Below are 25,720 nucleotides of genomic sequence, written 5' to 3' on the forward strand. Positions count from 1 at the left end.
AAGATATGAAGTTCAAAAACCGACTTTCCCTATTGACTCTTATTCTGGTACTGAGTGCAGTCAATTTGATCGCGCAAGAAAAAGTAGATCTTGAAATGATGTACCGCATCAAGACTGAGGGTATCAGAAATTCTCAGATACAGGATCTTTCTTTTCATTTGACGGATTTCCTCGGGCCAAGATTATCAGGATCCACCAATCTCAGAAATGCCAGAAATTGGACAGCTGATAAATTCAGAGATTGGGGGTTGAGTAATGTCCGGATTGATTCATATGGGGAATTTGGAAGGGGCTGGAATGTCAAAAAATCCTATATCGCCATGAAGGAACCTTATTATGCCCAAGTCATTGGATATCCAAAAGCCTGGACTGATGGAACCAATGGTCCGATAGATTCGGAAGTCATGCTTTTGGAAATAACCTCTGAAGAAGATTTTGCAAAATATAGAGGAAAGCTAAAAGGTAAAGTAGTGATTACACCGGCAAATCTTCCTAATAACCCCGCTTTTGAAGCAGAAGCAAAGAGATTGACCGACCAGGAATTGGAGGATAGAAAAGCCATCAATATCGGAGGTGGGGGCGGTAGGTATACGCCTGAGATGTTGGCACAACTGAGAGCGCAGCGCGAATTGGACCAAAAGCTCACTGCTTTTTTATTGGAAGAAGAGGTTGGGCTGAGACTTACCGGGACTAGAGGCAGTTTTGGAACAGTGTTCCATACAAGGGCCGGTTCATACAGTAAAGAGGTAAAACCCTCCATTCCTGAAATTGAAATTGCTTCCGAACATCATGGCCGGATCTATCGGCTTTTGAAAAATGGCAAAAAAGTACAGATTGAGGCTGAAGTGGAAGTGGAGTGGTTGGATGATGATTACAACGGCTACAATGTTTTGGCTGAAATTCCCGGGACAGATAAAGCACTCAAGCCGGAACTCGTCATGTTGGGTGCTCATTTGGACAGTTGGCATGCAGGTACAGGCGCAAATGACAATGCTTCGGGAGTTGCTGTGATGATGGAGGCTATCAGAATTTTGAAAACCTTGGACTTTCAGCCTAAGCGTACCATCCGCATAGCTATATGGGGTGAAGAGGAACAGGGATTATTTGGATCGAGGGGATATGTGCAGAAGTATGTTGCAGATCGGAATTCCAAAGAGAAAAAAGCCGAATGGGATAGGATATCTGCCTATTTTAACCTGGATAATGGTTCAGGAAAAATCAGGGGGATTTATCTGGAAGGCAATGACCAATTGGTACCTGTTTTTGAAAAGTGGTTTGAACCTTTTCACGACATGGGTGCTAAAACCATAACTTTGAGAAATACAGGTTCAACGGACCATGTTGCCTTTGATGCGGTGGGTGTTCCTGGATTCCAGTTTATTCAGGATCCCATTGACTATGGCAAAGGGTACCATACCAATATGGATTTGTACGAGAGGATGCAGATTTCTGATATGACACAGGCTGCCGTCATTATCGCTGCTATGGTATATAACACTGCTCAACGAGACGAAAAACTACCTAGAAAACCTTGGAATTGATTTTTTTTACCGCAGAGTTCGCAGAGAGCACAGAGTTAAATTAAGCAATTTTTCTCCCTGATCTCTGCGGTAAAATTTTAACCGCAAAGGACGCAAAGGTTCGCTAAGGATGTAAGTTGGGTCAATGAATCATCACTGAGGGCACAGAAGACGCGCAGAAATAAAAAACAAACGTTTTCTCTTTGAGGGCTCTGGGGTCACTGTGGTAATTTTTTTTGATTAATTTTAAACTTAATTATATCCATTTACTTTAAATTATAGGATATAATTCCAAAACCGTATAAACCCAAATAATTATGTATTCAGTACCCCGAACTATTTTTACAGAAGAGCATGATATGTTCCGTCAGTCTCTCCGTGATTTTATTGCCAAGGAAATAATCCCAAACAATGCCCAATGGGAAAAGGATAAGCAAGTGACCCGCGAGTCTTGGAAAAAGCTTGGAGAAAACGGTTTTCTCTGTCTCCAAGCCCCGGAACAATATGGTGGATTGGAAATCCTGGATTTCAGGTACAATGCTATTTTTATAGAAGAATTGGGTCTTTCAGGCTGTTCCGGTCCTGCAATCGGTTATCCTTTGCACAGTGATATAGTATTTCCCTACATCCATCATTATGGAAGTGAACCTGCAAAATCGAAATATATTCCCAAAATGATCAGCGGAGACTATATTGGCGCCATAGCCATGACAGAACCGGGTGCCGGTTCGGATCTTCAGGCCATCCGCAGTACCGCAGAAGATAAAGGGGATCATTACCTCTTGAACGGGTCCAAAACATTTATTACCAACGGTTTTCTTTGTGACGTCGCAGTGGTAGCAGCCAAAACAGATCCATCAAAAGGTGCTAAAGGTATCAGTTTGTTTATAGTGGATAAGGAAATGTCAGGTTTCACCAAGGGAATTCCCTTTGACAAAGTTGGCCTTCACGCGCAGGATACCTGTGAATTATTTTTTGAGGATGTACGAGTACCCAAGGAAAATTTGTTGGGCAACGTTGGAGAGGGGTTTAAATACCTGATGACTGAATTGGCACAGGAACGGCTGATAGTGGCATTGGCGGCAATCGCCTTAGCTGAAACCACCTTTCTTTCCACGGTGGAATACGTTAAAAACAGACCGGCTTTTGGTAAAATGGTTTCAGATTTTCAGAATACAAGATTCAAACTGGCTGAAATGGGTGCCAAACTGGAACAGGGCAGGATTTATGCCGATCAGTTGGTGATGTTGCATAATAGTAACAAACTTGATGGTGCCATGGCCTCTTCTGCCAAATACCTGATGACAGAATTACAGTGCAATGTTTCTGATGAATGCGTGCAGCTTCATGGCGGCTATGGGTATATGTGGGATTATGCCGTAGCCCGGGCATTTGCTGATGCTAGGGTTCAGCGGATTTATGCCGGCACCAATGAAATTATGAAGGAATTGATTGCGAGAAAGATTTTGGATTGATTTTAACTTTAGATGTTTAGGATAAATTAATTGTAAATATAAGTGGGGATTCATAGGCATTTTCCAATGCGAGGTTTTTTGATGGAAGTCAGCCCAATCAAATTCTGATAGCGAAATGGTGGTAGGTGGAAATCGGCTAGATATATTTTTATGATCCATTGATTTATTTTTTTTAAATAATTGAATCTGTTTATCCGCTTTCTTACCAGTAAGCTTAATAATCAATGGAAATATTTAAAAATACGCTTGAATTTTGGATTCTTCTGTCTTCGGTCATCGGTCTTCCGTCCTGTTTATAGAAGTAAATAGGCTAACTGGCATGATTGCAGATAATCATATAATTGAGTTAAAAATGAATTGATTTTAAAATAAATTGGGAAAAGATCGGATTGTTTGATTAATACTTGGACTCTGTTTTTGGTTCGTTTTTTTGTCTTCGAGCTTCCATCTTTTTTTAAAAAACTTTATTCTTTTATATTTAGTAATCTTTAATCTTCAACAATATTTTCAACCCAAACTAAACAACACCCTATGCATAATTTTCCTTGGTACAAATTTTACCCAAAAGGGGTAGAAACTGAAATAAATGTAAAAGCTTATAGCTCTGTAGTCAACCTATTTGAGGAAAGTGTTCGGAAATATGGAGACTCCATTGCCTACGAATGTATGGGCAAAACCATCACTTTCAATGATGTAGATAGACTTTCCCAACATTTCGCCTCCTACCTGCAACACGAACTCAATATGAAGAAGGGTGACCGGGTGGCCATTCAGATGCCCAACTGTCTCCAATATCCTGTAGTCATGTTCGGAATACTCCGTGCAGGAATGGTAGTGGTCAATGCCAATCCTTTATATACACCAAGGGAGATGAAACATCAGTTCGAAGATGCCGAAGCAGATGCCATCGTTATCCTTGCCAACTTTGCCAGTAACTTAGAGAAAATCAGACAGGAAATTAAGGCTAAACATGTTATAGTCACTGAATTGGGTGATATGCTTGGCGGATTGAAAGGGACAATTGTAAACTTGGTCGTCAAGCATGTCAAAAAAATGGTTCCCGCTTACAATTTGCCTCGGGCTATCAGTTGGAAGAAGGTGATGCTGAGGGGTGCGGCTAAACCCTATAAAAGGGAGGAAATGACTTTGGAAGATTCTGCTTTTCTTCAATATACAGGAGGAACTACGGGAGTTTCGAAGGGTGCTGAATTGACTCATGGAAACATAGTGGCCAACATGCAGCAAATTTCCGAATGGATGAAACCCAAGCTAAGGGAAAAAGAGGAAATTATGATCACTGCTTTGCCGCTGTACCACATCTTCGCCTTGACTGTCAATTGTCTGGCTATGATGAAAATCGGTGCCCATAATGTGTTGATTACCAACCCCAGAGATATGCCTGGTTTTATCAAAGAATTAGGCAAACATAAGTTCACTGTCATCACAGGAGTAAATACATTATTTAATGGATTGATGAATAATGAGGCTTTTTCCAAACTGGATTTCTCATCACTTAAAGTGGCTGTCGGTGGCGGAATGGCTGTGCAACAAGCTACTGCTGAAAAATGGCAGAAAATCACAGGTGTGCCTTTGGCCGAAGGTTACGGATTGACTGAAACCTCTCCGGTAGCAACTTGTAATCCCATAGATGGCACCGAAAGAATAGGTACCATTGGAATTCCCCTCCCCAATACCGATATCAAAATCATTGACGACAATGGTAAAGATCTGCCAACAGGTGAGAAAGGCGAGATTTGTATCAAAGGCCCTCAAGTGATGAAAGGATATTGGAATAGACCTGAGGAGACTGCTAAAGTCATGGATGGTGAATGGTTCAAAACAGGGGATATTGCGGTGATTGACCATGATGGATTTGTCAAAATTGTCGACCGAAAGAAAGAAATGATTTTGGTTTCCGGGTTCAATGTCTATCCCAACGAGGTGGAGAATGCCATTGCCATGCACCCAAAAGTTCTTGAAACGGGCGTCATAGGAATGCCCGATGATAAATCCACTGAAAAAGTAGTAGCCTATGTGGTTCCCAAAGACAAATCATTGACGCCGGAAGAACTGATAGCTCATTGCAGGGAACAACTGACAAGCTACAAAGTACCGAGAGAGGTGTATTTTGCAGATGAATTGCCCAAAACCAATGTGGGTAAAATCCTAAGACGAAAAATCAAGGAGATGCACGAAAAAACAGTGGCCTCTTAGTTCATAAGTTTTAAATTTAACTGGGTGCCGGCATCTTTTACCGGCATCTTTTTCTCTTTTCTTCGCAAAGGGTTGAAAGAATATTTTCAGGCTTCATAAACCTATTTTCTAACCAATTTATTTCAAAAAGAAAATCCCGTAGATTTCCAATATCAATCAATATCGAATATCAATAATATCCTTTAACCTTTTTACCAATAAGGAATATGACCTATGACTACATCATAATCGGTGCAGGTTCTGCAGGATGTGTTTTGGCCAACCGCTTATCTGAAGACCCAAAAAACAATGTTCTTTTGTTGGAAGCTGGGGATCCTGATAAGAAAATGGAGATTCATATTCCTGGAGCTTATTCCAAATTGAATAGGTCGGAAGTGGATTGGGCATTTTGGACTGAACCACAGGTAAATGTAAATGGCAGAAAAATTTTTATTCCCCGAGGAAAAACTTTAGGAGGCAGCAGCAGCACCAATGCCATGGCGTATGTGAGAGGAAATCGGCTTGATTTTGATGAGTGGAAGGCTTTGGGAAATCAAGGGTGGGGCTATGAGGATGTACTGCCTTATTTCAAAAAATCAGAATACAATGAAGACTTTAAAGGTGAGTTTTATGGATCTGATGGACCGCTTCATGTTTCCTATTCCAGGCAACCGCATCCCTTGGGCCCTTGCTTTATTCAAGCGTGTGAATCCATAGGGATACCGCATAATAAAGAGTATAATGGTGTCAGTCAATTTGGGGCTTCCATGTTACAGTTCACGATCAAAAACAATATTCGGCAAAGCACTGCCACAGTATTTCTTAAGCCGATCTTTAATCGTAAAAACCTGACTGTAGGAACCAACGCCCATGTTTCTAAAATTCTGATTGAAAACAATCAAGCCGTAGGAGTGGAATTGATCAGTAAAAAAGGAACAAGAGAAACCATTTTATGTACCAAAGAGGTCATTCTCAGTGCCGGCGCGATCCAATCTCCACAGATATTGCTGCTTTCCGGAATCGGAGACAAAGACTATCTCAAAAAATTCGGAATTGATTCTAAGGTTCATCTTCCCGGGGTAGGTCAAAACCTGATTGACCATATTTGGTCGGGAGTCAGTATATGGTCAAATATTCTTACCAACAACCACGAATTAAAGACAATGTCCCAAATCCAAGCTCTTTTCAAACACTTGCTGTTCAAAAAAGGACCTTTGGGAAATAGTCCACTGACTGCAAATGCTTTTTTGTCTTCGGAAGATGGATTGGATAGGCCGGATTTGCAGTTTCATTTTGTTCCAAGTGCTATCTCAGAGGATTACAAGACAGATATTTATGACCTGAATACTTATCCAAGAAAAAGCGGTTTCAGTATTATGGTCATCCTGATTCGCCCGGAGAGTAAAGGATTTATAGGTTTGAAATCAGCAAACCCCATGGATGCACCTTTGATTCAGCCCAATTTTTTTTCTGATAATCGGGATTTTGAAAGAATGGTAAAAGGAATGCATTTGGCAAAGAAAGTCATGGAGGCAGAGCCTTTGAAAAGGTATCAGAATGGAGAGATTTATCTCCCAAAAAGCTTCGATGAAAAATCTTTGGACGACCATATCAAAAAAAGTTTGGAAACGCTATACCATCCAGTTGGAACCTGTAAAATGGGCCAAGACGAAATGGCTGTGGTAGATGAAAGTCTGAAAGTAAGAGGTATAAAGGGTCTAAGGATAGCTGATGCTTCAATTATGCCTACAATCATTTCAGGAAATACAAATGCTGCCTGTATCATGATAGGGGAGAAAGCATCTGATTTGATTTTGAAAGGGTGATATGGAAAGGCTTAGTCGATAAATAATTTTGATTGGCGGTTCTTTATTTGGGTTTTCAGAAGTTTTAATTTTAGAACAGTGCTTATATTAATGGTACTTTTTCAATGGATTTGAAGCATACTACGATTGTTAATTTATAAGGGGCAGAAAATCTGCTTTTAAACAGTTTCAATAATTTTATTAAAGGTAAACTTCTGATTTATTTTTCTGCTAAATTTAAGCTTACCCAAAAACCTAAACCTATGAAATTGAAGCTGATTTTATTTTCATCTCTGCTAATTGTTTTGCTGTCTTGTCAGGAAAAAGAGGTGGCAACAACAACCAATTATTCTGAGATTGCTGACCAAATGGAAAAATCTTTAAAAGAGAATTTATTGGATACATGGTATCCAAAGGCCATCGATCTTGATTCAGGAGGATATCTAAGCAATTTTACCTATGATTTTCAGATTAAGGATGACGCACAGGAAAAAATGATTGTCACCCAGGCACGTCATTTATGGTCCAATTCAAAAGCAGCCAAGAGATATCCACAAGAAGCCCATTATATGGAAGGCGCAAAACATGGATTTGAATTTTTGAGAGACAAAATGTGGGATCATGAACATGGTGGATTTTATCAATTGGTCAGCAGGTCAGGTCAGCCCTTATTGGAGAAATCACCGCTGAAGACAGCCTATGGCAATAGTTTTGGAATTTATGCGCTTGCGGCATATTTCGGAGCGACAGGTGATTCAGCAGGTCTTGATCTTGTTATCAAGGCTTTTCATTGGTTGGAAGAAAAAAGCCATGATCCGGTACACAAAGGGTATTTCCAACACCTTTCCCAAGACGGTACTCCGATTGTCCGTCCTGAAGATACTCCGTCTACCTCAGATTTGGGCTATAAAGATCAAAACAGTTCCATTCATCTATTGGAAGCATTGACAGAATTGTATGAAGTTTGGAAAGACCCTTTACTCAAAGAACGCTTAGAGGAAATGCTTCTCCTGGTAAGGGATACCATTGTCAATGAAAAAGGCTCTTTGGTATTGTTTTTACAACCTGATTGGACTCCTGTGTCCTTTCAGGACAAAAGTGAAGAGGAAATCATGAAACATAAAAGCCTGGACCATGTGTCTTTTGGGCATGATGTCGAAACTGCCTATTTGATTTTGGAAAGTTCTCATGTCTTGGGCTGGAAAAATGACGATGTTACTTTGGCTAAAGCGAAGAAAATGGTAGATCATGCCCTTGAATTTGGATGGGACAATGAAAAAGCCGGATTCTTTGATGAAGGTTATTATTTTCTGGGAGAAGAAAGGCCAAGGATAATCAAAGATTCAAAAAACTGGTGGGCACAGTCAGAGGGTATGAACACCCTACTGATGATGGCAGAACTTTTTCCCGATGACCCTTGGGATTACTTCGGAAAGTTTGAAGCATTATGGAAATACAATCAGGAATACCTGATAGATCATGAACACGGTGATTGGTTTGCAGGAGGATTGGACAAACAACCCCAATTAAAAACTGCTGACAAGGGTCATATCTGGAAAGCCAATTACCATCAGTTCAGAGCTATGAAAGGGTGCATTGATAGGTTGAGAAGTTGGTAGATGGTGATTTTAGATCTTAGAATTTAGATTTGGGATTTTTGTATAAATGTACAAAGTACCATGAACCAAGAAAGTGGTGGGCTTAGATGTTGTTTTATAAATCAGAAAAGAGACTTTATTCGTTACTCCCTGACAAAATACACTTCCGCTATTTTTCCGTCCTTGATCTTATAAATGGCCAGGGCCTTCATAGGAGGTTCACCCTTTTGGCGGGTCACTTCCTCATGATCGATGACTGTATTTCCCATGACGATTCTGTTTACCAGCTTGCAATGTAAGTCAGGCGTTCGGACAAACATCCTTCCATAAAGATCATACATCTTATCTCTTCCTTCATAAAGAAGTTCAGCCGGAAAATTGAATACTTTTACATTTTCGGCATAGGGTAGCACAAAGGCTTCAATATCTCTATTGTTGTAAGCATCCAATTGTTCCTGTGCCAACTTTTCAGCAATTTTCTCCATATTTTCCTGCCCAAAAGCATTCATGCACAAAAAAAACAAAAGAAAAACCGAGGCGAACTTAAACACGCCTTCGGTCTTCCTGCCAGTTTTGGATTGATTTTTTGATTTCATTGGATTTTAATTTATCCTTTACTGCTTTTTCCATCAAGGGAATTAATTCCTCGTCACCTGCAAAACGCAGGGCAATAATTTGGGACATACGTAGCTTTTTTTCCATTTTAAGGAAAGAAGTACCAGTCAACTCAAAATACCGTTGTCTCATCTCCAAACGGATTATTCTATCTTGTGTTTTCAACGCATAAATACGGGCGAGCACAGGAAGTAGCAACAAGACAAATGCAATCAGAATATTATATAGTGCTTGGGATATTTCCTTTGTTTCCCAAAGGGTAAATAAGTTGACCAATGACCAAGCCATGATTATCAATGTCAGGGGAGTGATCAGGAAATGGTGCAAAGGAAAATAGCGTGTGTGGTTTTTATAATTTTGCATAAGATTAAAATGTAATTAGGATGATTGAAATGGAAATTTAGTCTTAAAGGCTCCAATTATCAAAAATCCACTGAATTTCAGAAAATATTTTTTTAATTTTTGAAAAATATCATTTCCAAAAATGAACTATAAAACAATTAAATCCATGTTTTCCCTGATTTTTTTTCTAATGATCCAAATGGCAAGCAGCCAAGAATTTACATTTCAAACTGAAATTCAAAAATGGCCTGAAGGAAAAAAAGCGGCCATTTCTCTAACATATGATGATGGGACCTATAATCAGTTTGATATTGCATTGCCCATCATGGAAGAATTAAATATGAAGGGAACGTTTTACATCAATACCGGGGAAATACCTTCTTCCCGATATAGAGCAAAGTTTCTAGGCAGGGATCCCCAGCTGATTATTGATGAAACCGCCACTGTCAAGACCTCAATGAATAATATTTTTGAACGTGCTTCTCTTATTCGTTTTTTAGATATGTCTGGTGCAGTTTCTTTTCATGACCGCGCAGGTGCCACATTTGAACAAGGCCGTATTGAAGAAGCTTGTGAGATTTTGGATGAAGCTTATAGTGCTGCCAGGAAATTAAAGACCGTCAAGTTAATCTCACCAAAAATCATCGATGGACCTATGATAGATTGGGATAGAATCAGAGAATATGCCAAAAGAGGTCATGAGTTTGGGGTGCATACCATTTCTCACCCCCGATTAGCAGTATTGGATGAACCCAATCTCTTGTACGAGCTCGAAAAGTGCAGGGATGAAATAGAGGAACAACTAGGCAGGGAGTTCTTGTTTTCTGCCGAATGTCCCTTTGGCACCGAAAATGAAAGGGTGATGGAATATGCTTTGGATATGTTTCCTGCTACAAGAAACAGGATGCCGGAAGCATATTTGGAAGAAATCAACCGTTCAGGAATGTTTGATCCTAGTAAGGATTATGACAAGGCATATATCCAATGGCAAAGAGGACCTTTGTCAAAAACCTCTCCTGAGTTGATGAATTCTTGGGTGGATGATATTTTGACACGAGAAGATACCTGGCTAGTACTTGTTTTTCACGGAATTGAAGGGATTGGTTGGGAGGCAATTCCGGAGGAAAGGATCAAGAGTTATTTTGAATATATAGACTCCAAATCTTCAGATATTTGGGTGGGTACCTTTGCAGAAGTCACTCAATATATGCGTCAGAGAATGGCAACACCGATAGAGATGAAAATCAGTGGAAATAATCAAATCAATATTCAATTAACTTCTGAACTCGATCCTTATTGGTACAATCAGGATTTAACTCTCAAAACTTATTTGCCAAAAAGCTGGAACAAAATAGAAATTGCCCAAAAGGATTACTCCGGCCCTCTTGAAATACAAAAAGATGACAAGGGAAATTTCGTTCAATATATTGCTAACAGTCAGAATGGGGAAATTATATTGAGAAATATTACCGATTAAGCTTTTTGGAATCACTGACCTTAATTAATAACTTCGCAGCTTAATAAAAAAAGTGCCATGGATTTTAAAAAGCTTGATCAGGATCTTACTGAAATTGTAGAAAAAAGAATTGCATTGAGTAAGATACCTTATGCAGATGAATCATATGATGATATTGAAGAAGAGCTTCATGATTTGGAAGACGATTTCAACGAAGAATACGGTGATGAATTGGAATCAGCTTTGGAAAAGATTTATGATCAGCTTAAATCCGATAATGAGGTGCTTTTGCCTTCTGCCTATCTTGCCAATGTTTATCATCCCATGAAGCCGGATTCATTTGGGAAAGTCACTTATGAAGTAAAGGGTGGTGAAGGTGTTCCTATTGAATCAGAGCAGTTTGACAAGATGGACGTGAGGTTGGTTCTTATTCCTAATCCAACCAGATTTGTCCTTAGAATCAATGGAAAATCCATGAAAGATCTTTGGGTGGCGAGAGGATAGATTGGCCTGATTTTCTGTGGTAAAATTTACCTTTCTAGATTTTAATGGCTGTGTTCTTCAGTTATTTTGTTTCTGGTCAAGCGCAGCCTTTGCTATCTAAACAGCCTTTTCAAAATCCCAATTTAGTCCGCACCTTTCCTAAAATTTCTTTTGAAATTTCTCTGGCTTTGGCTTCGCCTTCAGACAGTTTCGCCTCAAGCTCTTTAGGATTGTTCATAAAATAATCATACAGTTTTCTTTCCTCTGAATATTTGGTTTGAATCAGGTCTTGAAATTCCTTTTTTGCATGTCCGTAACCAAAGTTTCCTGCAAGATATTTTTCTCTCAAAGTTGCCGTTTGGGATTCCTCTGCTACAAGTGAGTATAATTTAAATACATTGCAGGTATCGGGATTTTTTGGTTCTTCTAAGGGGGTGCTGTCCGTGATGATGCTATTGATATTCTTTTTTAGCTCCTTTTCAGGAAGGAAAATATCAATGTAATTGTTGTAGGACTTACTCATTTTTTGGCCATCAGTTCCAGGTATTGTCATGACTGAATCTGAAATTCTTGGTTCCGGTATGGTCAGAATATCCTCCTCCATTTTATGGTTGAATGAAGTCGCAATGTCTCGTGCCATTTCAAGATGCTGTAACTGATCTTTGCCAACCGGTACTATATCAGCACTATATAGCAGAATGTCACAGGCCATCAAAACAGGGTATATGAACAGTCCGGCGTTCACATCAGCCAAACGGTCAGACTTGTCCTTGAAACTATGCGCATTGGCCAACATGGGATAGGGTGTGAAGCAACTCATGTACCATGTAAGTTCTGTAACTTCCGGAATCATGGATTGCCTGTAAAAGACCGTTCTGTTAATATCCAATCCAAAAGCTAACCATGCTGCCGCTACCGCTAAAGTATTTTCCTTTCTCTGTTGGCCATCTTTGATTGAAGTCAAAGAATGCAGGTCCGCAATGAAGATGAATGATTCGTTTTCTTCTTTTTTGGTCAATTCCACGGCAGGTGCTATAGCACCAAGGATGTTTCCCAAATGAGGTTTGCCCGAACTTTGAATGCCTGTTAGAATTCTTGCCATTATTTTAAAATTTGGCGCAAAATAAATAATTCGAGGTACAATTCGCTCAATTTTTAACGTTATTTGCCCATATGAAGAATTGCATGTTTCAAAGCCTTGCTTTAGCCCTTTTGGTGCTGATTTGTTTACCCCTTGGTGCTCAAACACTTGAAAGGAAAACCCTGACATGGGAACAAAAAAAGATTGACATCGGAGCTGTTTTGGAAGAAAAAGGTCCTGTACAGGCGGAGTTTTTTGCTGTCAATGCACATCAGGATTCGATTTTTATCACCGATGTGATTACGGATTGCGGATGTACTACAGTGGATTTTTCAAAGGATACCTTGATGAATGAAGGCATTGCCTCTATCAAAGTACAATTTGATCCGGACCATAGGGGCGGAGAGTTTTCCAAGGTGATTATCATCAGAACAAATCAGGATATCTACGGTGATACTTTATATCTTGAAGGTATCAATATGCCAATTCCTGAAAATATAGAGATGGCTTATCCCCATAGAATTGGTAATCTAGGATTCAAGCTTTCTGCAATCAATATGGGTAATGTTTTTACCAATGAACCAAAAATAAAATATGTGGAGGTTCATAATTTTGGTAGCACGGAAGTTTCACTTGAAAAGCTTCAAGCAGGTATTCCTGCCTATCTTCAGGTTTCATTGGAGCCCGAAAATCTTCAGCCCAGCCAAAGAGGATTATTGATACTTTCTTATGATGGCCAAAGCAAGAATGATCTGGGGTATTTTGATGAAAGGATTCAGTTGGGATTGAATGATGATCAAAAGCTTGATTTAAGGGTCATGTCCGTGGTCTATGAATATTTTTCCCCAGTACCGAAGAGTATGGAGTCCATAGTGCCAAAATTGGAAATTTCAAGTGCAGAAATAGATTTGAAGGATATTTCAGCCAATTCCAAAGTCAGCAGGACTGTTACATTTACCAATTCCGGAAAGGAGACGCTGCATATTCGGAAAGTTTCAACAAATTGTAATTGTGTGCAAACTGAATTGGAAAACAACATATTGGAACCTGGCGAAAGTACAGATCTGAAATTTACTTTTGACCCCAAAGGGAGAAAGGGGATTGATCATAAACATATTTCGGTTTTTAGCAATGACCCACTTAATCCGGTCAGAACTATTGTGGTGAGAAGTACTGTGAAATAGTAAGTAGTCTTTTTTGTTCCTAATCCTGTCTTTATAGCCTTCAATTTTTTTGAATGAATAATATCGTCTAATTAAGCGATATTGTTAAATATCGTCTAATAATGCGATATTTGTAATTATCGTTTATTAAAACGATATTTGATGAGCTATGCTTGCAGTTATAACAGGAGATATCATTGATTCCAGGAGTCTGGGCAATCAGGAGGAATGGCTGATTCCTATTCAATCCTTATTTTCAAAATGGGGACGGGTCAACGAAACATGGGAGATTTTTAGGGGAGACAGTTTTCAATTAGAAGAATTGGATCCATTGGATGCTTTACGAAAGGCTTTTATGATCAAAGCGACCATCAAATCCATAACGGGTGATCAATTACAAAAAAGGATGGGTCCAGTAGATGTCAGGATGTCCATAGGGATCGGAGAAAAGCAAAATGAATTTACACCGATAGGAACACGGACGGGATCTGCCTATTTTCATTCCGGAGAAGCTTTTGAACTCCTTCGCAAAAAGGAACAAAACCTGATGATCAAATCAGATTGGGAAGATTTTGACAGGGAGATCAACCTGATGTTTAAATTGGCCCTGATTTTAATGGATAACTGGACGGTGAATGCGGCGGAGATAGTGGCAATTGGATTGGAAAATCCAAGCCTTAAGCAAGTTGAAATTGCCTCAATGCTTGAACTCGAGCAACAATCCGTGAGTGGAAGATTCAAAAGGGCATATTTTGAAGAATTGATGGAGTTGGATAATGTTTATAGACTTAAACTCAAAAAACTTCTGCCATGATCCTATTTATCAAACTCCTCTTGGCCCATTTAATTGGAGATTTTTTACTTCAATCAAAATCATGGATTGAGGACAAAACAAAGAATAAAGGAAAATCATCAAAGCTTTATTTGCATGTTTTGATACATGGGGCTTTGGTGATGTTGTTGTTATTTGACTTAAAGTACTGGCCTATAGCTCTAGGAATTACAGTTGCACATTTTCTTATAGATTGGGCAAAGTTGTATTTTCAGAAACCAACCAATAAAACTTTCTGGTTTGTTTTTGATCAATTCCTCCATGTGTTGGTAATTGTTGCCCTGACATTGATTTGGATTTATCCTGATACCTCATGGTTGGAGTTTCTGAAGTCAATGAGGTTTTGGTCATATTTGACCGCATTGGTCTTTTTGATTTTTGCTGTTTCGATCATCATGAATGTGCTTTTGTATAAGTGGTCAAGTCAAATCATAGACGAAGAAAATCAGTCGCTTCCAAATGCCGGAAAATATATTGGAATTCTAGAAAGACTTTTGGTTTTTGTATTCATCATCACAGACCATTGGGAGGCAGTAGGTTTTTTGATAACCGCCAAGTCTGTTTTCCGCTTCGGTGACTTAAAAGAATCCAAGGACCGAAAACTGACCGAATATATCCTGATAGGGACATTGCTTAGTTTTGGTTTTGCCATTCTGACCTCTTTGGCTTTTCAATACCTGACCGAATTCTTTTGAGAATGATTGAAATAACGCGATAGATATGAACCGTAGACCTTTCTTAAAAAAGCTGACTGTATTGAGCAGCGCCATTTCCACTATGCCATTTATCACTTTTGGGAAAATGCATTTTCCCGCTAACACAAATCTGAAATTCATTATTGCTTCTGATGGACATTTTGGTCAGCCCAATACTGACTTTGAAAAATCACATAAAGCCTTGATTGAAGCCATACATTTAGAAGAAAATGTGGACTTTGTGGTTTTCAATGGAGATTTAATCCATGATGAACCCAAGTGGATGCCTGAAGTCAAAAAGGCATATGACACCCTCAAGGTTCCTTATTTTCCTGTAAAGGGAAACCATGACCGAATTTCAGAAACCGATTGGGAAGAAATTTGGGGAATACCTGCGGACCATGCTTTTATCAGTAAACAAAAATTCGGAGTCATACTCGCCAACAGTTCCAATCAGGCGGGAGACTACCTTTGTGTGGATGCTGTTTTTTTGAAAAATAAATTGGATGATTTCAAAGGGCTTTCCCATGTTTTCATCTTTATCCATATTTCCCAAAATGACTGGACCAAGCATGGAGTAGCCTGTGATGAAATATTGGGAATGATAGGAAGCTATCCTAATGTCCGTGCGGTATTTCATGGGCATGACCATGATGTGGACGGCATCATGCTCAACCGTAAAAAGCCATATCTTTGGTCAGGACATTTTGGAGGCAGTTGGGGGTCTCCTAATCCGGGATACCGCGTTTGTGAAGTGGGGGAAGATGGTAAAACAGTAACCTATTTAAAGGCGATGAAAGATGGAAAAATATTGAGTGGGCATACGCTTTAATTTATGATCTGAAATGATAAATTTTTTGAGGCTTTAATTATTCACTCCTTTCTTATGCGGTTTAGTGATTCCTGGTTATTATATTTAGAAATTATACCCTAAAACTCTTCTATCATAAACAGGTATGTCAAAACTTTTTTGGAGAAAGCTTCGCAGAATTATAACTAAAGAGAAATTTGCTTTGGCACCGGTTTCGGTACAGTTGGTTGCTATATTCATAGCAAGTGCCTCTGTAATTATCTTGCTATCACCCTTCTTAGGGGATTTATCTACAAGTTATCGTTTGTTTGCTGACCCTTCAAGTTATGCAAACGCCAAAGGTCCGTTACAATTGACAGTAGGTCTGGTGCAGGTTTTGATAGGGTTGGTATTGTTCTCATTCATTATTTCAGTAATGTCTGCCGCATTGACCACTTTGATCGATAACATCAAAAGCGGTTCACTTCCCTATCTGAAAAAAGGTCATATCATCATTGTTAATTTCAATGTCAAATTGCCCCTGATTTTGGATCAACTCAATATTAGGGCAAAGGACAGGGGGGAATTTGAAGATGTGATTTTGCTGTTTTCCGATCCGGAATTGGTAAAATTTTTCCGTACCCAATATCAGAATGAGCGATGGTCGAATTTGGATGTTTTTGTGAGGCAAGGGGATGTATTGGCATTCAAAACCTTCGATAGACTTTCTGTTTTTAATGCGTCCGGAATTGTTATTTTACTCCCGGATCATATTGAAAATGATTTTGAATCGGATAATTTCAATCTTAAAATTTTGACTACTCTTTCAAACAACCATACATTTTTCCAACATCTTTCAGAACGACATATAAACAGGCGGCCTTTGAAATGCTCCATTGAGTTATCAAATAATCCGGATTGTGCCAGGATTGCCAAAGAATTGACATCTACAGAATCAGGATCATTTTTTGCCGTGATAACGCCGGGTGATGTGATTGGAAGCATCCTTTCCAGAGCAAAAGTCGATGTGGTGTACTATAAAGTATTTTTTGAAATCTTATCTTTCGATGGATCTACCGTTCATTTTGTAGACCCCAAAAGATTTTCCCCTACAGGAAAGTTGACAGGTAAATCCTTTAAAGAGCTGCTTTTGAGTTTTGAAGGCGGTACTTTGCTGGGTTTTTCGGGTGTGACAAATGAAGGCCGCTTTCAAATTAATCTTTGCCCTTTTGGAGAAACCCTAAAATCGACAGATTGGTTGTTGTTTTTGACTACCAATATAAAAGAGATCAAATATACTCCCGTTTCGATGTCTGTTGAGATTCAAAAAAGCCCACATATTCTGGCACCTAATGAAGTCGCCAGTAAGAATATTTGCGTTATTGGTGATGCTTGGCCATTGGGAAACATTCATGATTTTATCGATGTGTCTAGTTTGGCAGCTTTAGAAGAAGCCTCTTTTGTATTTAAAAATCCTTCGGACTATTTTGAGCCCAAATTTTTGAAAAGATTACATGAAGGGAATTTTGATAATATCATCATCAATTTGAATGACGAACTAGGATTCAGGCTGACTATGTTACTTATTTCTTCTAACCAAAAAAACCAAGCATTTCTTTCAAAAATAGTCAGTATTCTGAATGATCCTGTAACGGAACAGCTTCTAAGTAGGAAAGTGCTGAGAAGTAATACCGTATTGTCACATAAGCTTTCTGCGAGGTATATTGCGCAGATTGCTTTTCAGAAAAACCTGGATTTGTTATTTTCGGAATTGGCTTACGCAGAAGGTGCAGAATTCCAGCTATTGGAAGTTGGCAGGCATATTCCTAAAGAATTGCTAACGGATGCCAATACCATAAGAGCCTTATTGACAGCCCATAGGATGGTTTATGTTGGAACAGTCGACATGGAACAAAACATCAATTTGGAGGCTACCTCATTTGAAGGAATCAAGCAAATTCTGGTACTGATCCACCATAACGACACATTAAACATTACAGATATAAAGTAATGAATCATTGCTTTCCGGATTCTTAATTATTAAATACCTACCTTTGGGGATATATTTTTTCATTTGAATCTCCAATCCCTTATATGATAAAAGGTACCGATACCGATACTGTATTTCTATCACAGTTGTTGCTCAGTGATTCCAGATTTACAGAAACATGTAAGGAGTTGATGTCTATTTTGACCAAAAACCAAATCCCTTTTCATTTTCTTTCCGGAGCCAAAGATATTTGGTGCCGTGATTATATGCCCCTACAGGTCACAAAGGATCGATTTGTTCAGTTTCGGTATGAACCTTCCTACCTAAGACCTTATCCCGAACATTACACTGATCCGGTTTTTGTCTGTTTAGAAAACGGCATTGAAGCTGAAAAATCCAATATTATTCTGGATGGAGGAAATGTGGTCAATTGGTCAGACAAAGTGATTATGACAGATAGGTTTTTCGATGAAAATCCGGATTACTCAGACAAGGTCAAATTGGTCACTGATCTTGAAAATCAGTTGGAAACCGAAGTGATTATCATTCCTCAGGTCAAAATGGACTATACAGGTCATGCAGATGGGTTGGTCCGCTTTGTGGATGAAATGACTTTGATCGGAAACCACCGTGAATTCGAATATCAGTATTGGACAAAGAAAATGAATGTGCTGCTCGAAAAAAAAGGACTGAATTATATCGACATTCCATTTTTTGAATATCACTTGAGAAAACATCCTTCGAATGCCATCGGATGTTATGTAAATTTTTTGGAAGTCAATAATTTGATTGTGGTTCCAATATTTGAAGTGGAGGGAAATAGGGATAAAGAAATCAAAAATATTTTTAAGGAGACTTTTCCAGACCGGATTATTGAAACCATCAATTTCAATGAAATCGGGTATTATGGAGGTTTGTTGAACTGTGTCACTTGGACAGTGCAGTCTGACCCAAGGGTTCGGTCTTAATCCAATATCAAATATCCCAATATCCAAATATCCACCCATCACCATATTCACCCCAATATCCATAGAGTCTATTGTTTCTTCTCAGAATTAAAATTAAGTTTAGTAAGCTTAGCATCAGAATTTTACCTTTTGGTCATTCCTATGAAGTTTACAATCAAACCCAATTTAATCCTTCTGATTACTGTATTCCTATTCCAGAGTTGTCAGAATTCTCCCACTGAAGAAATAGAGACGGGCGATGAAACTGATATCTATGCAGAACATGTAAGGACATCCAAATTCCAGACTCCCGAAGAGGAAAGACTTAGTTTTATGCTTCCTCCAGGTTTTGAAGTTACACTTTTTGCCTCAGAACCTGATATTACCAAACCCATCAACATGGCCTTTGATGAAAAAGGAAGACTTTGGGTGACCCAATCTTCTGAATATCCCATAGCGGCAGGTGATGGCGGGGGAAAAGACAGAATCACCATTTTAGAGGATACCGATGGAGATGGTAAGGCAGATAAAATCCAGGACTTTGCCAATGACTTGAATATTCCCATCGGGATTGTACCCATCAAAGGGGGTGCAATAGGCTATTCCATTCCTTATGTATACAAGTTTTTGGATACCAATGGAGATGATATTGCGGACCAAAGGGAAATTCTTTTGGGTGAATTTGAGCATAAGGATACCCATGGTATGGTCAATAATCTGTTTAGAGGCTTTGATGGTTGGATACATGCTTCGCATGGGTTTTCCAATATTTCTACCGTAGCAGGTAAAGACAGGGATTCCATCCGAATGGTATCAGGAAATACCTTCAGGTTTAAGGCAGATGGCAGCAGAGTTGAAAAAACAACCGACGGACGTATCAATCCTTTTGGGTCTGATCATGATGAAATGGGATATCACTATTCTGCTGATTGCCATACATTACCGATTTTTCAGCTGATCTGGGGAGGGAATTATTCGCAATGGGGCAAGAAAGAACCCAATATGGGTTTTGCACCGACAATGATGGATTATGGACTCAAATCAACAGCACTTTCCGGATTGGTTTATTATACTGACGATCAGTTTCCGGAGGAATTTAGAAACAGTTTTTATTCTGGTGATGTGGTCACCTGCCGAATCAGCAGAAATACCATGGAGTTTAACGGAAGTACACCAACAGCCATCAAGCAAGAGGACTTCTTGGTCAGTAAAGATCCTTGGTTCAGACCAGTGGATATCAAAATCGGTCCCGACGGTGCGATGTATGTCGCTGATTTTTACAACCGTATTATTGGGCATTATGAGGTTCCTTTGGATCATCCTGGAAGAGACCGGGTAAGTGGACGGATTTGGAAGATTACATACAAGGGAAATCAAAGACCCATAACCGACTGGTCAAAAGCCAAAAGAGAGGAATTGATAGCGGGTATGGGCAATCCAATCCTTCAAATCAGAATGACGGCAACAGATGAATTGGTGGATAGGTTAGGAGAATCGGCTGTACCCCAGCTTTTGGACTTGGTTAAAGATCCCAAAACCAGTCCTGTCCAGTATATTCAGGGAATTTGGGCTTTATTCAGATTGGAAGCTTTGCCGGAAGATATCTTGGAATCGGCCATCAAACATGAGGATAGGAGGGTCAGGGTACACGCCTATAAATTAATGGCAAACTATCTCCACTTATCAGAGAAGCAACTTTCTTGGGGAATTAGGGATTTATCCGATTCAGATCCCCATGTCCAAAGGGCGGCAGCTGAAATGCTCAGCAGGCATCCCGACCCCAAAAGCTACAAAGCTCTGGTGACACTTCACACCAAAGTGCCTTCTTATGACAGTCATTTGGCATATACGGCTTTGATGGCACTTTCCAACCATTTGCAAAAAAAGGAGATTTTACAAATGGCCATAAATGAAAGCTGGAACGAAGAGGAGGCAAGGTTGATAGCGCTTGTAGCTTCTGATCTGAATTTGTCCGAAGCCGGTAATTTTCTTTTGGCCCATGTGGAGTCCTACAATCAACCAAAAGAAAAAAGTATCCTCTTTACTGAGTCAATAGCAAGAAGTGTTGATGTTGCTAACTTGGGTAGATTACTGGAATGGATCAAAAAAACCGTGAATTCGCAGCCTGAGGAAGCATATCAATGGGCCATGGCCACAGATCAAGGTCTGACTCAAAGGGGAATGAAAGAGCCTTCTTCCTTTGCATCATGGTACCAAAGTTTGGCTAGTCAAATTCTGTTTGATATTCCAAAATCCCTGTCTTGGACCGATCTTGATAAACAAAGGCTTGTGTATGCCAATGGTGTAGCTTCCAGGTATAAAATGGTAGCTTTGTCGCCTTCAATTTTGAAATTGATTAAAACAAAAGAAGCCGGTGAGGACGTGAGGTCTTCTGCAGCATTGGCTATCATGCAGCTAAATCCTGTAGAGGGTTCAGAAATAATTGCAGAAAGAATTTTTGATGGAGATGAAGAAATCAGCACCAAAAGGAAATTTGTGGCTGCTTTGGGTACTCGGGATGATAACAGTACGAGGAATTTACTTGGCGAATCCATGAAAAATTCTCCTCCAGAATTACAAGAGTCCATCGCTTCAGTATTGGTAAAGAGTCCTCAGGGAAAAACTCAATTGATGACTTTGATAAAAAACGGGCATGCTCCTGCAAGGCTATTAAAAGCCAGATCTGTAGAAGAACCCTTATTGGCCAATATTTCTCAAGAACAACTGAAAGTTTATGAGGAATTAACAGCCAACTTGATTCCCATATCTGAGGAAAGGGAAAAGTTGATCGCAAGCAGGTTAGAGGAATTTGATCCAGGTAATAGCCAGGTTGATGGGGGGCATATTTATGAAAGCCACTGTAGTTTGTGTCATCAAATCAATAAAAAAGGCGGATTGATCGGACCACAATTGGATGGCGTGGGCAATTGGGGGAAAACTGCTTTAGCCACCAAAATCCTGGATCCTAACAGAAATATTTCAGAAAACTTCAGAACCTACAACATCAGCCTAAAAAATGGTCAGACAGTTTCAGGTCTCTTTAGAAGGGAAGAGGGACAAACCGTTGTATTGGCCAATCAGGTAGGGGAAGAGTTTACCGTTTCCCGATTGGAAATCAAAGAAATGCTTCCTTCCAAATACACCTTGATGCCGGATAACTTTCATACAAGCCTATCAAAAGAAGAGTTTGACGGATTACTTGTCTATTTATTGAATATCAAATAAGAAGAAATGAAAATCCAAAATACCAACCAAAAGAATTTGACCAAATCAAAAAACAGGATTGTTCTGTTTCTTTTTTTGCTGACTTCGGTTTTGTCCTGTAATGATCAGCAATCCCAACAACAGTCCCCTCAAGCGGTCAAAGGTGATCAGATAACTTTCAAAAAACATGTCCTGACCAAGGATTTTGTAGCCGAAGGAGTTGCAGTAGGAGATGTGAATCAGGATGGATTGATTGATGTGATGGCCGGGGCATTTTGGTTTGAAGCACCAAATTGGACCTTGCATGAACTCACCAAGCCCATGAAATTTGAGTATGACAAAGGGTATAGCAATGCCTTTGTGAGTCAGGGAATGGATGTCAACCATGATGGTTGGGTGGATTTTGTCAGAATAGGTTTTCCCGGCAAGGAAGTGATGTGGTTTGAAAACCCGAAAAATGAGGGAGGTTTTTGGAAATCCCATGCAATCTATCCCACATTGGGAAATGAATCCGCTGGTTTCTATGATTTAGATGGGGATGGAAAGCTTGAAATCATTGGGGGCAATTCTTCCACAGGGGAAATCATTTGGATGAAAGCTCCTGAATCAGCTGAAAATCCTGAATGGAAGGTATATACTATCAGTCGGAAAGATAGTCCCGGTTCAGCCCCATTTTCCCATGGATTGGGTGTCAGTGATATGAATGGTAACGGGAGAAATGACATCATTATCAAGGAAGGTTGGTGGGAGGCGCCTGAAGATCCCCGAAGTCCGGCTTGGAAATTTCATCCTGCCAATCTCGGAGAAGCCTCTGCTCAGATGTATGCTTATGATTTCAATGGTGATGGTCTAAAAGATGTTTTATCCTCCTCAGCCCATGAATTGGGGGTATGGTGGCATCAACAGATAAAAGATCAAAGTGGAGAGGTTTCCTGGAAGACCCATCATATTGACAGTACTTACACCCAAACACATGGAGTGGCTTTTGTAGATATCAATTCAAATGGCTTACCGGATTTTATTACCGGAAAAAGATTTTTTGCGCACATGGGGACTGATCCGGGTGAGTTTGATCCTCCTTACCTGTATTGGTATGAATTTATTCCGGGCCCCTCACCAAATTGGATCAGGCATCAGATTGATGATGATTCAGGAGTGGGTGTTCACCTTATTGCTGAAGATATTACCAAGGATGATTTGGTGGATATCATTATTGCCAACAAAAAAGGAGTTTTTGTTTTTGAACAGGAAAGAAAACAATAGTGATTTAATCCCTATTTTTGAAAAATGGAAAACAATCACAACCTAGACCCCAAAGCACAGCCGAATAACCCATTGCATGGTGTAAGGTTGATTGATATGATTGAATATTTGGTCAACAAATATGGTTGGGAAAGTCTCGGAGAAAGAATAACTATCCGTTGTTTTACCCATGATCCTTCCATCAATTCCAGCCTTAAATTTCTACGCAAAACCGAATGGGCGAGGAAGAAGGTGGAGGACCTGTATGTAAAGACTGTGGAAAGGGAGAGGAGAAGGTAGAGGGATTGAAGGATAAGAGATGAAGGATGAATTGGGTACAATGTATCAAGTACAATGTACAAAGAAATGGGGACAGGATTAAGGGATTTATGTCGGATGACAGATGTTGGGTTAAACCTAGGGATTCAGGCCTCTTTGACAATATTTGATACTGTTTTCGATGAAACAGAAGATATTAATTCCCTCGATTTACCTCCCGGGCGTAATCAAAATCTTCCTGAAATCTACTGGTCCATGATCACCTTGCAGCACGATTGGTCCGGGTAATCCTTCTTTGCTGTCCAAAGCACCTCCGGTAATTCCGGGAATGATCTGATCATTGATTATTTTTTTGCCATTGGCCACTACAGTCAGTCTTCTTCCAATCAAGGTTATTTCATAAGTCTGCCATTCTCCTGCCGGCTTGGCAGCCATTTCGTTGGGTGTCAAGAAACCATAGATTCCTCCATAAAGAATATTTGAAGGTTCTTGGCCGATATCATCCTGGATCTGTAATTCATACCTGCCCCTGAGGTATAATCCACTATTGCTTCCTTTAGGATAGCGGAATTCAACCAAAAGTTTGAAATCATCAAATTTCTCATTTGTTATCAGATTAGCTCCTGTTTTAGGGCTGCTCAAGATCCCATCTTTTACTACCCATTGGTTTTCAGATTTGTCAGCATGCCAACCATCGAGGTTTTTGCCATTGAAGATATTGATGGGTTTACCCCAAGTAGGATTTTGGTCTCTTGCCAAGGATGGAGCTCTTTCTCCGACATATTTGAACAGACCACCATTTGGATATTGAATGGTTCCTGTAAGTTTATCCCCTGACAATACTCCTTCAAATACCAGGTCTTTGTTGCCACTTTCCCATTGAGGAGGAATGCTGAATGAGATTTTATCATTTTCAAAATTTATAACGGAAATAGGACGGGCACTGCCATGGTCACCGACAAAATAACCAACCAATACACCTAGACCGGATTGTTTGACTTCAAGCCAGGAAGGGATTTCTTTTCCGTTCATATCCAAAGTCAGGTTCCATCTTCCAATAAAGTCCTTTGGTTCACTGAGCAAATTATAGCCTATTCTGAAAGACCTATCACTTGTAACCGTCTGATCTTTGATACTCGATGGAATGATGATTTTCTTACCATTATGTTCCAAAGTCCTTGATTCGGGATTTTCAAGGTTGATTTGGGGTCCTTTCATATTTTCTGATTCAACTTGTGCGATAGTTGTGCCAACAGATAACATCAATAGTAGGGCAATGTTGCCGAAAAATGATCCGAATTGAGAAACCATTTTTTTCATAGACTTTAGTATTTTTATTTCGAATTTTAAATTAAAGAATAATCCTATGAATGGAAACTTTTACGTTGATATATATCCCCAATAGCGATCAGTATTAAGGAATAAAATGAAAAATTGTGATGGGCTCAGCATCTAAACCTTACCTATCAAAGTAAAGGGCAGCATTACCAGGTTTCTGATAAAAGAAAAGGATAAGTCAATAGCAAATCCCAACAATCTGAAAGGAAGTAAAATCAGCCAAACGATAGGATATAAAATCAATGCCAATAAAGCCAATGGCCAACATAATACAATCAAGATTAACCAAAGAAGAAAGCTTACCATAATTTGTTTTTTTAAGAATTAGCGCAATTGTGGTGCCATATCAGGAAACGTGTTCATATAGATATTCAGGCTTTATCTGTTATATTTTAATGTTCGAAATCGGTCACTGTTTGTTCAGAATAGAATAATTTATTTCTATTTATTCAACACTACCGGGATAGTTTCAACTTGCCGTATCATGTATTCCGCGAGTCTTTCATTTTTTTCCAATGCTCGCGTATTACAATATCCTAAAAATAATCTGATCAAAATAACTGTACCTACAATCTTGAAAAGATTTCATTGTTTTTAATGTAAAGGGATATAAATAAAAATGGAAAAACTAAGTGACTGGTTTATTCTTTTCAGTTGGGATGCTCTTTTAAA

At 39.4% G+C, this 25,720-nt stretch carries 21 protein-coding genes; 16 read left to right on the forward strand and 5 right to left on the reverse strand.

Annotated features, from left to right (window positions below; all coding sequences use genetic code 11):
- The first annotated feature begins 5 nt into the window (after positions 1 to 5).
- The 5 genes from B9A52_RS15795 to B9A52_RS15815 all read left to right on the forward strand — a co-directional run bounded on the left by B9A52_RS15795 (position 6) and on the right by B9A52_RS15815 (position 8,612).
- On the forward strand, positions 6 to 1,541 hold the full coding sequence (locus B9A52_RS15795; protein ID WP_084121388.1) for a M20/M25/M40 family metallo-hydrolase: 1,536 nt from the start codon (positions 6 to 8) through the stop codon (positions 1,539 to 1,541).
- A gap of 296 nt (positions 1,542 to 1,837) precedes the next feature.
- On the forward strand, positions 1,838 to 2,995 hold the full coding sequence (locus B9A52_RS15800; protein ID WP_084121389.1) for an acyl-CoA dehydrogenase family protein: 1,158 nt from the start codon (positions 1,838 to 1,840) through the stop codon (positions 2,993 to 2,995).
- A gap of 531 nt (positions 2,996 to 3,526) precedes the next feature.
- Complete coding sequence (locus B9A52_RS15805; RefSeq protein WP_084121390.1) at positions 3,527 to 5,209, forward strand: AMP-binding protein; 1,683 nt, start codon at positions 3,527 to 3,529, stop codon at positions 5,207 to 5,209.
- A 206-nt stretch (positions 5,210 to 5,415) separates the two neighbouring features.
- The gene (locus B9A52_RS15810) at positions 5,416 to 7,014 is read left to right on the forward strand and encodes a GMC family oxidoreductase (protein ID WP_084121391.1); all 1,599 of its coding nucleotides are present in this window, start codon (positions 5,416 to 5,418) and stop codon (positions 7,012 to 7,014) included.
- A 242-nt stretch (positions 7,015 to 7,256) separates the two neighbouring features.
- Complete coding sequence (locus B9A52_RS15815; protein WP_084121392.1) at positions 7,257 to 8,612, forward strand: AGE family epimerase/isomerase; 1,356 nt, start codon at positions 7,257 to 7,259, stop codon at positions 8,610 to 8,612.
- A 122-nt stretch (positions 8,613 to 8,734) separates the two neighbouring features.
- On the opposite strand, the gene B9A52_RS15820 is transcribed toward B9A52_RS15815, so the two are convergent.
- Positions 8,735 to 9,187, reverse strand: a complete 453-nt coding sequence (locus tag B9A52_RS15820) for a nuclear transport factor 2 family protein (RefSeq protein ID WP_231955255.1) — start codon at positions 9,185 to 9,187, stop codon at positions 8,735 to 8,737.
- Entirely contained in the window at positions 9,135 to 9,569 is a 435-nt protein-coding gene (locus B9A52_RS15825) for a DUF6526 family protein (protein WP_084121394.1), read from the reverse strand. Before B9A52_RS15825 ends, B9A52_RS15820 begins: the two co-directional genes overlap by 53 nt.
- 121 nt (positions 9,570 to 9,690) lie before the next feature.
- Here B9A52_RS15825 and B9A52_RS15830 point away from each other — a divergent pair, with 121 nt between their 5' ends.
- Both B9A52_RS15830 and B9A52_RS15835 read left to right on the forward strand, forming a co-directional pair.
- Positions 9,691 to 11,025, forward strand: a complete 1,335-nt coding sequence (locus B9A52_RS15830; protein ID WP_197687233.1) for a polysaccharide deacetylase family protein — start codon at positions 9,691 to 9,693, stop codon at positions 11,023 to 11,025.
- Positions 11,026 to 11,082: 57 nt separating this feature from the next.
- A complete protein-coding gene (locus tag B9A52_RS15835; RefSeq protein ID WP_084121395.1) occupies positions 11,083 to 11,508 on the forward strand; it encodes a hypothetical protein in 426 nt (141 codons plus the stop codon).
- A gap of 109 nt (positions 11,509 to 11,617) precedes the next feature.
- Here the strand turns inward: B9A52_RS15835 and trpS are convergent, their stop codons facing one another.
- Complete coding sequence (gene trpS, locus B9A52_RS15840; RefSeq protein WP_084121396.1) at positions 11,618 to 12,589, reverse strand: tryptophan--tRNA ligase; 972 nt, start codon at positions 12,587 to 12,589, stop codon at positions 11,618 to 11,620.
- Between the two features lie 83 nt (positions 12,590 to 12,672).
- Between trpS and B9A52_RS15845 the strand changes: the two genes are divergently transcribed.
- The 9 genes from B9A52_RS15845 to B9A52_RS15885 all read left to right on the forward strand — a co-directional run bounded on the left by B9A52_RS15845 (position 12,673) and on the right by B9A52_RS15885 (position 23,731).
- Positions 12,673 to 13,752 carry a DUF1573 domain-containing protein gene (locus B9A52_RS15845; protein WP_157370179.1) on the forward strand — a complete coding sequence of 360 codons (1,080 nt, stop codon included), beginning with the start codon at positions 12,673 to 12,675 and terminating at the stop codon, positions 13,750 to 13,752.
- Between the two features lie 148 nt (positions 13,753 to 13,900).
- Entirely contained in the window at positions 13,901 to 14,545 is a 645-nt protein-coding gene (locus B9A52_RS15850; protein ID WP_084121398.1) for a SatD family protein, read from the forward strand.
- On the forward strand, positions 14,542 to 15,258 hold the full coding sequence (locus B9A52_RS15855; RefSeq protein WP_084121399.1) for a DUF3307 domain-containing protein: 717 nt from the start codon (positions 14,542 to 14,544) through the stop codon (positions 15,256 to 15,258). The genes B9A52_RS15850 and B9A52_RS15855 overlap by 4 nt, the downstream gene beginning before the upstream one ends.
- Before the next feature lie 25 nt (positions 15,259 to 15,283).
- A complete protein-coding gene (locus B9A52_RS15860; RefSeq protein ID WP_084121400.1) occupies positions 15,284 to 16,090 on the forward strand; it encodes a metallophosphoesterase family protein in 807 nt (268 codons plus the stop codon).
- Positions 16,091 to 16,214: 124 nt separating this feature from the next.
- The gene (locus B9A52_RS15865; protein WP_084121401.1) at positions 16,215 to 18,059 is read left to right on the forward strand and encodes a hypothetical protein; all 1,845 of its coding nucleotides are present in this window, start codon (positions 16,215 to 16,217) and stop codon (positions 18,057 to 18,059) included.
- An 83-nt stretch (positions 18,060 to 18,142) separates the two neighbouring features.
- Positions 18,143 to 19,006: an agmatine deiminase family protein gene (locus tag B9A52_RS15870; RefSeq protein WP_084121402.1), complete on the forward strand. Its 864-nt coding sequence runs from the start codon at positions 18,143 to 18,145 to the stop codon at positions 19,004 to 19,006.
- A gap of 141 nt (positions 19,007 to 19,147) precedes the next feature.
- Positions 19,148 to 22,210 carry a PVC-type heme-binding CxxCH protein gene (locus tag B9A52_RS15875; RefSeq protein ID WP_084121403.1) on the forward strand — a complete coding sequence of 1,021 codons (3,063 nt, stop codon included), beginning with the start codon at positions 19,148 to 19,150 and terminating at the stop codon, positions 22,208 to 22,210.
- Between the two features lie 6 nt (positions 22,211 to 22,216).
- Positions 22,217 to 23,452, forward strand: a complete 1,236-nt coding sequence (locus B9A52_RS15880) for an FG-GAP repeat domain-containing protein (RefSeq protein ID WP_084121404.1) — start codon at positions 22,217 to 22,219, stop codon at positions 23,450 to 23,452.
- Positions 23,453 to 23,476: 24 nt separating this feature from the next.
- Positions 23,477 to 23,731 carry a VF530 family protein gene (locus B9A52_RS15885; RefSeq protein ID WP_084121405.1) on the forward strand — a complete coding sequence of 85 codons (255 nt, stop codon included), beginning with the start codon at positions 23,477 to 23,479 and terminating at the stop codon, positions 23,729 to 23,731.
- 189 nt (positions 23,732 to 23,920) lie between these two features.
- Here B9A52_RS15885 and B9A52_RS15890 read toward each other — a convergent pair whose 3' ends face one another.
- The gene (locus B9A52_RS15890) at positions 23,921 to 25,030 is read right to left on the reverse strand and encodes a 3-keto-disaccharide hydrolase (RefSeq protein ID WP_231955256.1); all 1,110 of its coding nucleotides are present in this window, start codon (positions 25,028 to 25,030) and stop codon (positions 23,921 to 23,923) included.
- Positions 25,031 to 25,162: 132 nt separating this feature from the next.
- Entirely contained in the window at positions 25,163 to 25,354 is a 192-nt protein-coding gene (locus B9A52_RS15895; RefSeq protein ID WP_084121406.1) for a hypothetical protein, read from the reverse strand.
- Positions 25,355 to 25,720: the final 366 nt, after the last annotated feature.

Source organism: Aquiflexum balticum DSM 16537 (assembly GCF_900176595.1).
GTDB lineage: Bacteria > Bacteroidota > Bacteroidia > Cytophagales > Cyclobacteriaceae > Aquiflexum > Aquiflexum balticum.

Bases quoted from the DNA above. Each gene is read 5' to 3' on its own strand.
- B9A52_RS15795 (WP_084121388.1), top strand. From the start codon at position 6: ATGAAGTTCAAAAACCGACTTTCCCTATTGACTCTTATTCTGGTACTG.
- B9A52_RS15800 (WP_084121389.1), top strand. From the start codon at position 1,838: ATGTATTCAGTACCCCGAACTATTTTTACAGAAGAGCATGATATGTTC.
- B9A52_RS15805 (WP_084121390.1), top strand. From the start codon at position 3,527: ATGCATAATTTTCCTTGGTACAAATTTTACCCAAAAGGGGTAGAAACT.
- B9A52_RS15810 (WP_084121391.1), top strand. From the start codon at position 5,416: ATGACCTATGACTACATCATAATCGGTGCAGGTTCTGCAGGATGTGTT.
- B9A52_RS15815 (WP_084121392.1), top strand. From the start codon at position 7,257: ATGAAATTGAAGCTGATTTTATTTTCATCTCTGCTAATTGTTTTGCTG.
- B9A52_RS15820 (WP_231955255.1), bottom strand. From the start codon at position 9,187: ATGAAATCAAAAAATCAATCCAAAACTGGCAGGAAGACCGAAGGCGTG.
- B9A52_RS15825 (WP_084121394.1), bottom strand. From the start codon at position 9,569: ATGCAAAATTATAAAAACCACACACGCTATTTTCCTTTGCACCATTTC.
- B9A52_RS15830 (WP_197687233.1), top strand. From the start codon at position 9,691: ATGAACTATAAAACAATTAAATCCATGTTTTCCCTGATTTTTTTTCTA.
- B9A52_RS15835 (WP_084121395.1), top strand. From the start codon at position 11,083: ATGGATTTTAAAAAGCTTGATCAGGATCTTACTGAAATTGTAGAAAAA.
- trpS (WP_084121396.1), bottom strand. From the start codon at position 12,589: ATGGCAAGAATTCTAACAGGCATTCAAAGTTCGGGCAAACCTCATTTG.
- B9A52_RS15845 (WP_157370179.1), top strand. From the start codon at position 12,673: ATGTTTCAAAGCCTTGCTTTAGCCCTTTTGGTGCTGATTTGTTTACCC.
- B9A52_RS15850 (WP_084121398.1), top strand. From the start codon at position 13,901: ATGCTTGCAGTTATAACAGGAGATATCATTGATTCCAGGAGTCTGGGC.
- B9A52_RS15855 (WP_084121399.1), top strand. From the start codon at position 14,542: ATGATCCTATTTATCAAACTCCTCTTGGCCCATTTAATTGGAGATTTT.
- B9A52_RS15860 (WP_084121400.1), top strand. From the start codon at position 15,284: ATGAACCGTAGACCTTTCTTAAAAAAGCTGACTGTATTGAGCAGCGCC.
- B9A52_RS15865 (WP_084121401.1), top strand. From the start codon at position 16,215: ATGTCAAAACTTTTTTGGAGAAAGCTTCGCAGAATTATAACTAAAGAG.
- B9A52_RS15870 (WP_084121402.1), top strand. From the start codon at position 18,143: ATGATAAAAGGTACCGATACCGATACTGTATTTCTATCACAGTTGTTG.
- B9A52_RS15875 (WP_084121403.1), top strand. From the start codon at position 19,148: ATGAAGTTTACAATCAAACCCAATTTAATCCTTCTGATTACTGTATTC.
- B9A52_RS15880 (WP_084121404.1), top strand. From the start codon at position 22,217: ATGAAAATCCAAAATACCAACCAAAAGAATTTGACCAAATCAAAAAAC.
- B9A52_RS15885 (WP_084121405.1), top strand. From the start codon at position 23,477: ATGGAAAACAATCACAACCTAGACCCCAAAGCACAGCCGAATAACCCA.
- B9A52_RS15890 (WP_231955256.1), bottom strand. From the start codon at position 25,030: ATGAAAAAAATGGTTTCTCAATTCGGATCATTTTTCGGCAACATTGCC.
- B9A52_RS15895 (WP_084121406.1), bottom strand. From the start codon at position 25,354: ATGGTAAGCTTTCTTCTTTGGTTAATCTTGATTGTATTATGTTGGCCA.